Below are 15,620 nucleotides of genomic sequence, written 5' to 3'. Positions count from 1 at the left end.
TTTATATCCGGAAATTTGATAAAAAAAGAAACGAAAAATAAAGAAATAATACTATATTCAAAAAAATGTTATAAAAATTTAATGTTTTTTATTGTACTTTAAAAAATATCCGTTAATATAGTGCATATATGGATTATATAGTCATATAATTTCTTTTATTGTCATTTTTCTGCTTTTTTCTACTTTTTCTTATCCTCTTATTATGAGAACTGGAGGGAATCCGTTGAGCGAACATACTTATTCTTTAACCCATGCCCAAAGGAGAGTGTGGTTTACCGAACTGCTGGAGCCAGATACCAGCATTTGCAATCTCACAGCCTGTGTGAAATTCAAAGGCAATATTGAGCTTGATACTCTAGAGGGAGCGCTGAATCATTCCATCTCCCGCAACGACGCCATTAGATTTCAGCTGTTAGAAGGAGAAGAGCTTGAGCCGCGATTGCACCTTACTGAATATAAATATTATCCACTTAGAATAATTGATTTTTCAAATGTTGAAATGATAGAAATAGAGCAATGGATTCAGGATCAAGCGAGCATTCCATTTAAACTGTTCAACTCGCCTCTTTATCAATTTTACCTCCTTAGAATTGACTCTCATGAAGTTTGGCTATTTGCGAAATTCCATCATATCATAATGGATGGAATCTCTTTAAATGTGATGGGAAATCAAATTATAGATCTTTATCAAAAAATGAAAAAGAAAGATCCTTTACCTGATCAGCCGGAACCTTCTTACTTGAGTTACATCGAAAAAGAGAGTCAATATCTACAATCTCCGCGGTTTGCAAAGGACCGTTTATTTTGGACGCAAACCTTTGAGCACCCGTTGGAATACCACTCGTTAGCCGACCAGACGTCCTTACAAAAACAGAGCACATCTGCATCCAGAGACACCATCATTCTTTCACCTGATCTAGAGCAAACGATTCGAATCTTCTGCGAAGAACACAAGATCAATATCATTTCCTTATTTATGGCTTCATTTTACATATGCATCAGCCGAATCACTTCTAAAAAAGATCTTGCCATTGGCACCTACTATGGCAACAGAGGGTCAAAGGCTGAAAAAGAAATGCTCGGCATGTTCGTTAGTTCTCTTCCAATCAGAATAACGGTTGATCCTGACACAGATTTTCTTTCCTTTGTCCGCACAATAGGCAGGGAACAGCTTTCTGTTATGCGTCATCAACGGTTTCCTTATAATTTGCTTGTAAATGAATTAAGAAATGAACAGAAGGATTTACACAACCTTATCGGTATATCTATGCAGTATCAGCCACTTCAGTGGCATAATGCAGATGATTTTGACTATGAAACAGCGCTTTATTTCAGCGGATACACCGCGAATGAGCTTTCAGTTCAAATACAAGAACGGATAGACAATGGAACCATTCAATTAAATTTCGACTATCAAAATACCTTGTTTTCTCTTGAGGATATTAAACGAATACAATCTCATCTGCTTACCATACTGGAAAACGCCCTTCAACATCCGCACAGCTTTATAAGAGAATTAGATATGACGAATACCAGAGAAAAGCAAAAATTGTTGTATGAGTTTAACAAGACGGAAGCTGTTTCGTCTAAAGTTTTCACCCTGCATGGGCTGTTTGAGCGACAGGCAGCTTCCACACCGGAGCGGCCGGCCATTCGCTTTTCAGGCGGTTTGCTGACATACGCTGAGCTTGACATGTACGCCAGCCGGCTGGCTGCGCACCTTGCGGCACGCGGCGTCACAAACGAAAGTATCGTCGGTGTCCTGTCTGAACGGTCACCTGACATGCTGATCGCTGTCCTTGCTGTACTGAAGGCCGGCGGGGCGTATTTGCCGCTTGATCCTGCGTATCCAAAGGAGCGGCTGAGCTACATGCTGAAAGACAGCGGGGCATCACTCTTGCTGACACAGTCGGGATGCTCCGCCCCGAACTTTTCTGGCGAAACGCTTGAAGTGGACATGACATCTCTTGCGAGCGAAAAAGCAGAAAACCATCTGTTTACTCCTGCTGACGGCGGTTCTCTCGCCTATGTCATTTATACGTCGGGGTCCACCGGGCAGCCAAAAGGGGTAGCTGTTGAGCATCGCCAGGCTGTTTCTTTTCTGACCGGCATGCAGTACCAGTTTCCGCTTTCGGAAGATGACATTGTCATGGTGAAAACCTCTTTTTCCTTTGATGCGTCTGTGTGGCAGCTGTTTTGGTGGGCTCTTTCCGGTGCTTCGGCGTATCTGCTTCCGCCCGGCTGGGAAAAAGACTCCGCATTGATCGTAAAAGCCATTCATCAGGAAAAAGTGACAACGGCTCATTTTATTCCGGCTATGCTGAACAGCTTTCTCGATCAAGCGGAAATGTTAGCGCTCGGTGACGGAACAAACCTAAAGCGTGTATTCGCCGGAGGTGAACCGCTTGCGCCCCGTACAGCAGCCCGTTTTGCTTCTGTATTGCCGCAGGCATCATTAATCCATGGTTACGGGCCGACAGAAGCAACGGTAGACGCGGCATTTTACGTGTTGGACCCAGAGCGGGACAGGGACCGCTTGCGGATCCCGATTGGAAAGCCCGTACCCGGTGCGCGTTTGTATGTTTTAGATCCGCATTTAGCCGTACAGCCTTCTAGTGTCGCCGGCGAACTGTACATTGCCGGAGCGGGTGTTGCCAGAGGTTATTTGAATCGGCCGGCATTAACGGAGGAGCGTTTTCTTGAAGACCCGTTTTACCCGGGTGAACGCATGTACAAAACCGGGGATGTGGCTCGCTGGCTCCCTGACGGGAATGTTGAATTCCTCGGGCGCACGGATGATCAGGTGAAAATCCGCGGCTACCGGATTGAGCCGGGAGAGATTGAAGCGGCACTAAGAAGCATAGAAGGTGTAAGAGAGGCGGCCGTTACCGTACGGACAGACAGCGGGGAGCCGGAATTATGCGCTTATGTAGAAGGGCTCCAAAGAAACGAAGTCCGAGCGCAGCTTGAGAGACTGTTGCCGGGCTACATGGTCCCAGCCTATATGATAGAAATGGAACAGTGGCCGGTTACACCAAGCGGAAAGCTCGACCGAAACGCCCTGCCAGCTCCTGGCGGAGCGGCAAATGCGGAGACCTACACAGCGCCGAGAAACGTGACTGAGATGAAGCTTTCTCAGCTGTGGGAGGACGTGCTGAAAAATGGCCCTGTCGGGATTCACGATAACTTTTTTGACCGCGGGGGGCATTCCTTAAAAGCAACAGCGCTTGTCTCACGGATCGCCAAAGAATTCGATGTACAGGTGCCGCTAAGAGATGTGTTTGCCCATCCGACGGTAGAAGGACTGGCTACCGTTATCCGTGAAGGAACGGACAGTCCATATGAAGCGATTAAACCCGCTGAAAAACAGGAAACCTATCCGGTTTCCTCTGCCCAAAAGCGGATTTATGTCCTTCAGCAGCTGGAGGACGGAGGAACAGGCTACAATATGCCGGCTGTGTTAGAGCTCGAAGGGAAGCTCAACCCTGAAAGGATGGACAGAGCTTTCAAAGAGCTGATCAAGCGCCACGAGTCGCTTCGGACCTCCTTCGAACAGGACGCAGGAGGCGATCCGGTGCAGCGCATCCATGACGAAGTGCCGTTTACGTTACAGACTACAGTTCTCGGCGAACGAACCGAACAGGAGGCCGCAGCCGCATTTATCAAACCGTTTGATCTCAGCCAAGCGCCGCTGTTCCGTGCCCAAATCGTAAAGGTATCAGATGAGCGGCACCTGTTGCTGGTTGATATGCATCACATCATTTCAGACGGTGTTTCCGTCAACATTCTGATTCGGGAATTCGGCGAGCTGTACAATAATCGGAAGCTTCCGGCACTGCGCATTCAATATAAAGATTATGCCGTATGGCAAGAAGGATTCAAAACAGGAGACGCGTACAAAACGCAGGGGGCGTACTGGCTGAAGCAGCTCGAGGGCGAGCTGCCTGTGCTGGATCTTCCGGCTGATCATGCCCGCCCGCCGGTGCGAAGCTTCGCGGGTGACAAGGTCTCATTTACGCTGGATCAAGAGGTTGCATCAGGCCTTCACAAGCTGGCACGAGAAAACGGAAGCACACTGTACATGGTGCTCCTTGCGGCTTACACCGCGTTCTTGTCACGCTTAAGCGGACAGGAAGATATCATCGTCGGCTCGCCAATTGCCGGCCGGCCGCACAAGGATCTTGAGCCGATACTCGGCATGTTTGTGAACACGCTGGGGCTTCGGACGCGCCCAGAGGGCGGGAAGCCATTCGTACAGTATTTGCAGGAAGTGCGTGAGACAGCATTGGAAGCCTTTGAGCACCAGGATTACCCATTCGAAGAGCTTGTCGATAAGCTTGAATTGACACGAGATATGAGCCGGAACCCAGTGTTTGATGCGATGTTTATCCTTCAAAATGTGGAAAAACAGGACATGGATCTGAGAGAAATAAAAGTCCGGCCTGTCAATTTCGCACATCACATTTCTTTATTTGATATCACATTAATAGCTACGGAAATAAGTGGATCTATTTGCTGCGAAATGGAATTTAGTACAGAAGTATTCCTGAAAGCTACGATTGAACGCTGGGCTGATCATTTTATCGAATTTCTGCATGAGGCACTTTCAACTCCTGAAACAAGCCTTGCACAAATAAACATACTTAGTGATAAAGAAAAACAAAAAATAGTCTTTGGATTTAACAAAACTCAGGTTGAATTTGCTCAAAAAGATGTTCCTTTTCATCGCATATTTGAAGCGAAAGCTGAAGAAATTCCAGAACATATAGCTGTTATTGATAACGAAACAGAGATTAGCTATCGGCTTCTAAATGAAAGAGCCAATCGTCTGGCACGAACATTGCAAAACAGAAAAGGACCGAAGCCAACTGTGGCTGTTTTAGCCAAGCGGTCCATTGATGCAATTGTTGGGGTGCTGGCAGTGATGAAAGCTGGCGGAGTGTATATCCCAATCGATTCACATTATCCAAAAGCTCGTATTGAATATATTCTTCGTGATAGCGGAGCAGATATTCTACTTTCACAGCAGAAATTGAAGCATTTGATTTCAAACTTGCCTGAATCTGAGATGTCTCATATCTGCCTTGACGATGAAAGCACTTATGAAGAAAGTAACTGCAACCTTAACTTATCTCCTGCTCCTGAAGAGCCGGTATATATCATTTATACGTCAGGAACGACGGGTGCGCCTAAAGGTGTTATTGTCACCTATCAGAACTTTACTCATGCTGCTCTTGCTTGGCGTCAAATTTATGAACTGGATCGGAAGCCTGTCAGACTGCTTCAAATCGCGAGCTTTTCATTCGATGTCTTCTCAGGAGATTTGGCGAGAACATTGACCAACGGCGGGACTCTAATCGTTTGCCCAGATGAAACACGGCTGGAACCTGCTGAAATATATAAAATCATGAACTCTCAGAGAATCACGGTGATGGAGTCGACACCGGCTCTCATTATCCCGGTGATGGAGTATGTATACCGTAACCAGTTCAAGCTTCCTGACTTAGACATACTGATTCTTGGCTCCGACATGGTGAAAGCTCAAGATTTCAAAACATTGACAGATCGCTTTGGCCAAAGCATGCGCATCATTAATAGCTATGGTGTCACAGAGGCAACCATTGATTCGAGCTTCTATGAAACCAGTATGGGTGGAGAGTGTACGGGAGATAACGTACCAATCGGCAGCCCGCTGCCGAATGTACACATGTACGTACTCAACCAGACTGATCAAATTCAGCCGATCGGTGTTGCCGGCGAGCTGTGCATCGGCGGGGCAGGTGTTGCGAAAGGCTATCATCATAAACCTGACTTAACGCAAATGAAATTTACAGAAAATCCATTTGTCTCTGGAGAAAGGCTGTACAGAACCGGTGATCGAGCATGCTGGCTTCCAAACGGAACGATCCGGCTTCTTGGCCGAATGGATTATCAAGTAAAGATAAATGGATACAGAATTGAAACAGAAGAAATTGAAAGTGTTCTGCTTCAAACGGGGCTTGTCAGAGAAGCTGCTGTTGCCGTTCAGCATGATAAAAATGGACAGGCTGGTTTGGCAGCATATATTGTGCCTTCAGACGTCAATACGAATGCTCTCCGTGCTGCTTTAACAAAGAAGCTACCAGCGTATATGATTCCTGCACATCTGATTCCTTTAGAAAACATGCCGCTAACCCTAAACGGAAAGCTGGACAGAAATGCCTTGCCGGCTCCAAATAATGTGTTATCGCGTCCATATACCGCACCAGTTAACGACATACAAAAAACGATGGCGTATATATGGGAAGATGTACTGAGCATGTCACGAGTCGGCATTCACGATTCCTTTTTTGAGCTTGGCGGAGACTCAATTAAAGCATTACAAGTAGCAGCACGTCTGGCAGCTGAAGGCTGGAGCATGACAATACGCGACTTATTCCGTTATTCAACGATTCAGGAACTATGCGGACATATCACACCATTGGCATCTCAAGCGGACCAGGGACCTGCGGAAGGTGAAGCTGAACTCACCCCGATTCAGCGAAGATTTTTCGGACAGGTACATGCTTTTCACTATCATTACAACCAGTCCGTCATGCTTTTCAGTGAAAAAGGATTCAATGCTAACGCGCTTCATCTAGCGCTGCGTAAAATAACCGAGCATCATGATGCCATTCGCATGATTTTCCAACGTGACCAAAACGGCCATGTCATTCAGTTTAATCGCGGAATCAATCACAAGGATCATGAACTGTTTGGCCTTTATATTTCAGATTGGACAAAAGCATCGCTAGAAAGGGCTCATCTTGATGAAAAACTTGCCGCTGAGGAAACCGTCATTCAAAGCAAAATGAATGTAGAAAAAGGGCCTTTGCTGCAAGCAGGTTTGTTTAAAACGGCAGAAGGGGATCATTTGCTGATTGCACTTCATCATCTTGTGATAGATGGCGTTTCTTGGAGAATTCTGCTTGAAGATTTAGCTGCAGCATATCAACAGGCTTTAGAAAAGAAAGAAATCCAATTACCGCCAAAAACGGATTCTTATTTATCCTACGCCGATGGTCTTACCCAAATAGCTGAAAGTAAACAATTGCTTTCAGAGAAAACGTATTGGCAAACGATTTTAGACGCTCACACTGCTTTTCTTCCTAAGGACATAGAAAATGTACCAGACAGACTCCAAATGAATAGCGACGCAGCAGCGTTTGTACTATCCGGGGACTGGACTGAAAAATTGCTGTTTGAAACCCAGCAAGCCTATGGCACTGATGCCAACGAACTTTTGCTTACGGCTTTAGGAATGGCGCTTTCTGAATGGACTGGGCATGACCAAATCGTGATCAGCACTGAGGGACACGGCAGAGAAAGGCATGTGCCCAACATTGATATTTCAAGGACCGTTGGATGGTTTACTTCCATTTATCCTATTCTGCTAGACATGGGTATTCCCGAGCCTTTCGAGGATCAGCTCGCATACCGAATTAAGACGACTAAAGATATGCTGAGAAGAGTACCGAACAAAGGAACTGGATACGGATTGTTAACACAGATAGGAGAACTGCGGCATAAAGAGCCTGAGGTCAGCTTTAATTATCTCGGTCAATTTAGCGAAGAGAAGGAAGCTGAAACGTTTCAATTATCATATTACCAGCCCCGTTACGAAATAGCGGGTGAGAGAGAACGAGAGTATGAGCTGGACATCAATGCTCTCATTACGGACGGACGGCTTCAAGTAAAAGCGGTATACACCCAGGTGTTCAGCAAACACTCAATTGAGTGCTTTATGGATCGTTTTCACAGGCATCTTATCGAGACGATTGAGCATTGTTCGCAGAAAAAAGCACGCGAAAAAACATTGAGCGATTTCAGCAATAAGGAATTAACGTTGTCTGCATTATCTAGCATCGAAGATCTCGTGAAAGATCTTTAACTTTTGAAAAGGTGTGTGGAATTGATGGCACAATCGGCACAAATTCAAGATATTTATCCGTTATCGCACATGCAGGAAGGAATGCTGTTTCATTCACTAATGGATTTCAGCTCGAAAGCATATATCGAACAGACCTCGTTTACGATCACAGGGAATCTATGCGTCGACTCGTTTCAAAAGAGCTTAAACCTTCTTGTTTCTAGATATGATATTTTCAGAACGATTTTCATTAAAGAAGTACCAGATCTTACAGGTCCGCAGCAGGTAGTCTTATCAAACCGGGAATTGACAGTATATAGAGAAGATATTTCTCGCCTGGCTGATCAAGAACAGCAGGCGCTGATTGATGCTTTTATGACTAAGGATCGGGAAAAAGGATTTGATTTGCAAAAAGATCCTTTAATGCGTCTTGCCCTTTTTGATAGAGGAGACAGCCAATATACATGTGTCTGGACACATCACCATATCATCATGGATGGGTGGTGTCTCGGCATTATTCTTAAAGAGTTTTTCAGCATGTATGATTCGCTCAAAAATAACTCACCTGTACAGCTTGGCAGCACGGTGCCGTACAGCCGTTATATTGAATGGCTCGGAGAACAAGATCAAGAAGAGACTGCTGCCTACTGGAGCGAATATTTGAAGGAGTACGGCAATACTGCTTCTATTCCCCGAATAAGGCGCCGCACGGCAGAGGGGGATTATAAAGCCGCCCAGGTCAGCTTTTCATTAGCGCCGGATATAGTTGAGAAACTGACAGAGGCTGCCCAAAACTGGGGAGTGACATTAAACACGCTGTTTATGAGTATTTGGGGCGTGCTGCTCCATCGATATAATGCTGCAGATGATGCCGTTTTTGGCTCCGTCATTTCGGGACGCCCGTCAGCGATTGACGGGATTGAATCAATGGTCGGCTTGTTTATCAATACTGTTCCAGTGCGAATCCGATCTGCGGAAGGCATAACGTTTTCTTCGCTGGTCAAATCCGTGCAGGAGGATATTTTATCATCTGAACAGCATGGCTATTATCCGCTTTATGAGATTCAAAACCATAGTCCATTGAAGCAAGGGTTGATCGATCATATTTTTGTTTTTGAAAATTACCCTGTACAGCTTCATCAGGCATTAAGCGTGGAGAGTGAAAATGACGAAGGCGCTCTGAAGCTGAGTGACATTTCAATGTCGGAACAAACCAATTACGACTTTAATATCGTTATCGTTCCGGGAGAATCATTTTATATCAAATTCAGCTACAACGCAGACGTTTACGAGCGGGAGGAGATGCTGAGAATTCAGGGGCATCTAAAGCAAGCACTGGATTGCATTTTGACAAATCCCGATGTTGCCGTCAGTGACATCAATATCGTGCCGCCGGAGGAGCAACAGGTTATCCAATTGTTTAACGAAACTGAGCGTCCTTATGTGAACAAAACAATACCTCAATTGTTCGAGGAACAAGCTCACAAAACACCTGAAGCTGCTGCATTGAAAATGGGAGACGAATGCTGGACCTATCGCCAATTAAATATAAGAGCCAATCAGATTGCGCACGCCCTGATAGAAAAAGGTGTTGGATCTGGAGATATCGTTGCTGTAATGATGGGCCGGTCAATGGAAATGCCTGCAGCTTTGCTTGGGATTTGGAAAGCAGGCGGCGCTTATATGCCGCTTGATCCACATTTTCCAGCAGAACGTCTTTCTTTCCTGCTGAAGGACAGTCAAGCGGCTCAATTGCTGATAGAAGAAGACCTTATTTCCTTGATCCCTCCGTCCTATGAAGGAAATACGATAACGATAGAACATACAGAAAGTTACCAAACAGAAGCGCCAAATATGCCGCCAGGTGACCTAGCCTACTTGATCTATACGTCGGGAACGACGGGGCGCCCTAAAGGGGTTTTAGTTGATCATCACGGTATTGCCAATACATTGCAATGGAGACGGGAAGAGTATGGCATGACCGAACAGGATATATCCCTCCATTTGTTTTCGTACGTGTTTGACGGCTGTGTAACGAGCTTATTTACCCCGCTTTTATCTGGTGCGTGCGTACTGCTGACAACAGATGACGAAGCGAAGGATGTGCTGGCCCTTAAGCGAAAAATAGCCCGTTATAAGGTCAGCCATATGATCATTGTTCCTTCCCTGTACAGGGTGTTATTGGAAGTGATGACTGCTGACGATGCAAAAAGTCTTCGTATTGTGACATTTGCGGGTGAAGCGGTCACGCCTGATCTGCTTGAGTTGAGTCAAATGATTTGTCCTTCTGCAGAACTGGCAAATGAATACGGGCCCACAGAAAACAGTGTGGCAACAACAATATTGCGGCATCTGAATGAAAAAGAGAGGATCACGATCGGACACCCGATCAGAAACACAAAAGTATTTGTTTTGCACGGAAATCAAATGCAGCCGATCGGCGCGGCGGGTGAACTGTGTATTTCCGGCGCGGGTCTTGCGAGAGGATACTACAATCAGCAAGAGCTGACACAGAAAGCATTCTCCGATCATCCATTCCTTGAAGGGGAACGTTTATACCGAACAGGTGATGCAGGCCGCTTTTTGCCTGATGGAACGATTGAATATATTGGACGTTTTGATGATCAAGTAAAAATTAGGGGTTACCGTATTGAACTGAGAGAGATTGAAACAGTTCTTCGACAAGCACCGGGGGTAAAGGAAGCCGCGGTACTGGCCCGTGATGTTTCTGCTGAGGAAAAGGAGCTTGTTGCTTATATCGTTCCAGAAAAGGGAAACAGCCTCCCAGATTTGTATCAGCATCTTGCCGGGACATTGCCGTCCTATATGATCCCAGCAAGTATTATCAACATCGGCCGGATGCCATTAACATCCAGCGGCAAGCTTGACAGGTTTGCGCTTCCTGAACCAGAAAACAATACGAGTGTCACATATATGGCGCCCCGAACCTTAATCGAAGCTGATCTCGCACATATTTGGGAAGATGTGCTGAATAAACAGCAAATCGGCATTCGTGATGATTTCTTTCAGTTAGGCGGACAGTCCTTAAAAGCGGCCGCACTGGTATCAAGAATACATAAAAAGCTTAATGTCGAGCTGCCGCTCAGTGAGGTGTTTTCATATCCGACGGTTGAAAGCATGGCGGGCAAATTGATGAGCTTAAAAGAACACGCTTTTACACAGATTGAACCTGCGGATCAAAGAGATGTCTATCCACTGTCTTTCTCGCAAAAACGATTATATGCTCTTCATCAGCTGGCAGATGACAGCACAGGCTACAACATGCCAGCTGTACTTGAATTACGCGGAAATCTGAATCGCCAGCGGTTGAGAAGCGTTCTCGCAGAACTTGTGAATCGGCATGAAGCATTACGGACTGTTTTTGTGCTTGACAGAGACGAGCCTGTGCAGATCATTTATCCAGAGATAGCTTTTGATCTAAAAGAGCTTGAAATGGAATCAGAACAAATGCTTGAGTCTGCAATCGAGACTTTTATCAAACCGTTTGATCTATCATCCGGTCCGCTTTTTAGAGCATGTGTCATTACAATGGGCAATAATCGCGGCTTTTTGCTGCTCGATATGCACCATATTATTGCCGACGGTGTCTCGATGAGCACTCTTGTCCAAGAATTTACTGACTTATATTGCGGAAAAGAGTTGCCAGCTTTAAACCTGCATTATAAGGATTTTGCTGTTTGGCAGCAAGAGAAGCACCCGAAAGAGCTATACAAAAAACAGGAGGCCTACTGGCTCGGTCAGCTTGGCGGGAGTCTTCCTACACTAGAATTACCGCTTGATAAAACAAGGCCGCGTCTCCCTGATTTCAGCGGTGGAACAATTGAAGTCAACATTGATAAAGACATGGCTGATGAACTGCACCGTTTAATGGCTGAAACGGGAACAACATTGTATATGATTCTTCTGGCTGTCTATTCTATTTTGTTATCTAAGCTAAGCGGGCAAGAGGATATTGTTGTCGGTTCGCCTGCTGCCGGAAGACCGCACGCTGATCTGGAGCGCGTCATCGGGATGTTCGTCAATACATTGGCGATGCGCAGCCAGCCCGAGGGCCACAAAACGTTCAGCTCCTATTTGCAGGACATTCGCCACCTGGCTCTGACCGCTTACGAGCATCAGGATTATCCTTTTGAGGAGCTGGCAGATAAGCTCGATACAAATCGGGAGGTAAATCGCAACCCGCTGTTCGATGCGATGCTTGTGCTTCAAAGCAGTGAAGATTTTCGGTTCGAAGTGCCTGGTCTGTCGATTTCGTCTGTCACTCCTAAACATGATATATCTAAATTCGATTTAACATTACACGCTGAGGAGCATCCGAGTGGAATACGCTGCCGTTTTGAATACAGCACTGCTCTTTTTGAAGAAGAAACCATTACGCAGTGGGCATCCTATTTTATTGAATTGGTGAAAGGGGTAACGGCGGATACCGAGATGAGAATTTCGGACATGCAATTGCTTCCTGCTGCAGAGCGTAGGTTGCTCCTTGAAAAAATGGGGCAGTATGCAGCTTATCCCAGAAATGAAAACATAGTAAGCTTATTTGAAAAGCAAGCCGCTAAATATCCGGAGCATATCGCAGTGGTGTGCGGCCATTCTCAGCTTACGTATCGAGACCTGAATGAAAAAGCCGAGCGGGCAGCTGCTATGCTGATCAAACAAGGGGTGAGAATTGGCGATATCGTCGGTCTGATGCTCGATCGGTCACCTGATATGATCATTGGCGTTTTATCGATTTTAAAAGCTGGCGGGGCCTATTTGCCGATTGATCCTGAATATCCCAAGGAGCGTATTAGCTTTATGCTCAATGACAGCGGAGCAAAACGGCTGCTGACAGAGCGCGGTCAAAACAAACCTGCAGACTACACCGGGCATATTTTGTATATCGATGAATGTGAAAACGACTCAATTCCGGCTGATGCAAACATTCAAGAAATAGTAACAGATCAGCCCGCATACGTGATATACACATCTGGAACGACTGGCCAGCCAAAGGGCGTCATTGTCGAGCACCGCAATGTGATCAGTCTCTTGAAGCATCAAAACCTGCCTTTTGAATTTAACCATGAAGACATCTGGACGTTATTTCATTCTTATTGCTTTGATTTCTCTGTATGGGAGATGTTCGGTGCACTATTGAACGGAGGTACATTAGTCGTGGTCTCTAAAGAAACAGCCCGTGACCCCCATGCATTCCGATTATTGTTAAAAAAAGAACGCGTCACTGTACTCAATCAGACCCCGACTGCTTTTTCCGGCTTGATGCTTGAAGATCAAAATCATACAGATCATTTAAACATCCGCTACGTGATTTTTGGCGGCGAAGCCTTACAGCCCGGATTGCTTCAAAGCTGGAATGAAAAATATCCTCATACTGATTTGATTAATATGTACGGTATTACAGAAACAACGGTCCATGTAACATTCAAAAAATTGTCCGCAGCAGACATTGCAAAAAATAAAAGCAATATCGGACGGCCGCTTTCAACTCTGCAGGCTTATGTGATGGATGCTCATATGAATCTGCAGCCGATCGGAGTTCCAGGGGAGCTGTATATAGGCGGCGAAGGTGTGGCACGGGGATATCTCAACAGAGATGAGCTGACCGGTGACCGTTTTGTATCCAATCCTTATCTTCCGGGAGACAGATTATACCGAACAGGAGATCTTGCTAAGCGCCTGTCAAATGGCGAGCTGGAATACTTAGGCCGCATTGATGAGCAGGTGAAAGTCAGAGGGCACCGTATTGAGTTAGGCGAAATCCAAGCGGCACTTCTTCAGTATCCAATGATTAAAGAGGCGGCTGTCATTACCAGAGCAGACGAGCAAGGGCAAACAGCTATATATGCATATATGGTGATAAAAGATCAACAGGCTGCGAATATATCAGACATCCGAACTTACCTAAAAAACGCCTTGCCTGACTTTATGCTGCCTGCCCGTATGATACAAATTGACAGCATCCCGGTGACTGTTAATGGAAAGCTCGATCAGAAAGCCCTGCCAGAGCCTGAAAAACACGCTTATACAGCTGATGATATCAGTCCTAGAAATGAGATTGAAACGGTGATGGCTGAAATTTGGGAGGAGCTTCTTAATGTAGATGAGCTGGGTGTAAGCGCCAATTTCTTTGAGCTTGGCGGAGACTCTATTAAAGCGCTGCAGGTTTGTGCCAGACTGAAGCAGCGTGGATTTGAAACGACAGTACGTGAGATGTTTGAACATCAGACTCTTGGTGAACTGTCCGCCCGGGTTCGAAAAGACGTACGCGCCATTGACCAAGGCCCGGTCAAAGGCGAGATTACTTGGACACCTATCCAGCAGTGGTTTTTCTCACAATCTCTGGAAAGCCATCATTTTAACCAATCCGTTATGATCTACCGGGCTGAACGATTTGATGAGGCTGCGCTTAGAAAAGTACTAAAAAGCCTTGTGACTCATCATGATGCACTGAGAATCGTATGCCGGCATGAAGATGGCAGGCAGGTGCAGATAAACAGAGGGATAGATCTTTCAGATGAGGAGCTATATGCACTTGAACTGTTTGATGTAAAGGATAGCCTAACAGAAGCACGGAACACGATTGAGGAAGCAGCCAGCCGGATGCAAGAACATATTCGTTTGGAAACCGGCCCCTTGCTTCACGCTGGATTGTTTAGAACCGAGAATGGTGACCATTTATTTCTGACGATTCATCACTTAGTTGTTGATGCGGTTTCCTGGCGAATTTTGTTCGAGGATTTTTCAGGTGCTTACAAACAGGCAGTCTCAGGAGAATCTATTAAACTGCCGCAAAAAACAGATTCATATTTAACGTATTCACAAAGAATAGCTGACTACTCTAAAAGCCGCCAGGTGCAACGCGAAGCAGCGTACTGGGATGAGTGCGAGAGCCGTCACATCCAGCCTATTCCAAAAGACAATGACGCAGCATCTAACACATTCAAAGATACAGAAGTGATTGATTTTGAGCTATCTCGCCATCACACAGAATTACTATTAACGGCTGCACATAAAGCTTACAGCACGGAGATGAATGATATCCTTCTGACAGCTTTAGGTCTTGCTTTGCAGAAATGGACGGGAAATAACCAATTTAAAATCAGCATGGAGGGCCACGGAAGGGAATCATATCTTGAGGACATCGATATTAGCAGAACTGTTGGCTGGTTCACCTCCATTTATCCTGTGTGGCTTGATATGAGAGATTCCGATCATAAGGACAAAGAAGAGCGGCTGGGCCACCTTATTAAACAGACAAAAGATATGCTGCACCGTATACCGCATAAAGGCGCGGGCTACGGCGTGCTGAAATATATCAGCAAAAGATGGGGCTCTCAGAAAAACAGCCCAGAAATCAGCTTTAATTATTTAGGCCAGTTTGATCAGGATATTCAATCAAATGCCTTTGAGGTGTCTGACATCAAGCCAGGAAATGAGATCAGCCCGAACTGGGAGCGTCCTTATGCACTGGATATCAGCGGCGCCGTTTCTTCGGGGTGCCTGAACATGCACATCATCTATAACAGGGTTCAATTTGAGGAAAAAACAATCCAAACATTTTCCAGGCATTTTAAACAGACTCTGGAAAATATCATTGAGCATTGTACCGGCAAAGAAAACCGAGAGTGGAGCGCATCTGATTTCACTGATGAAGACTTAACGCTTGATGAATTGAGTGAGATCATGGGAGCCGTCAACAAACTATAGGAGA

At 45.6% G+C, this 15,620-nt stretch carries 2 protein-coding genes; both read left to right on the top strand.

Annotated elements, in window-relative coordinates:
* Window positions 1–223: 223 nt before the first annotated feature.
* Complete coding sequence (gene ppsA, locus NYE53_RS09955) at window positions 224–7,909, top strand: plipastatin non-ribosomal peptide synthetase PpsA (RefSeq protein ID WP_339248446.1); 7,686 nt, start codon at window positions 224–226, stop codon at window positions 7,907–7,909.
* 24 nt (window positions 7,910–7,933) lie between these two features.
* Window positions 7,934–15,616, top strand: a complete 7,683-nt coding sequence (gene ppsB / locus NYE53_RS09950; RefSeq protein ID WP_339248443.1) for a plipastatin non-ribosomal peptide synthetase PpsB — start codon at window positions 7,934–7,936, stop codon at window positions 15,614–15,616.
* The last annotated feature ends 4 nt before the right edge of the window (window positions 15,617–15,620 follow it).

The organism is Bacillus sp. FSL R5-0523 (assembly GCF_037975295.1).
GTDB lineage: Bacteria > Bacillota > Bacilli > Bacillales > Bacillaceae > Bacillus > Bacillus subtilis.
The sequence above is the reverse complement of the archived record's forward strand: the minus strand, read 5'-3'. Positions and strand labels throughout refer to the sequence as shown.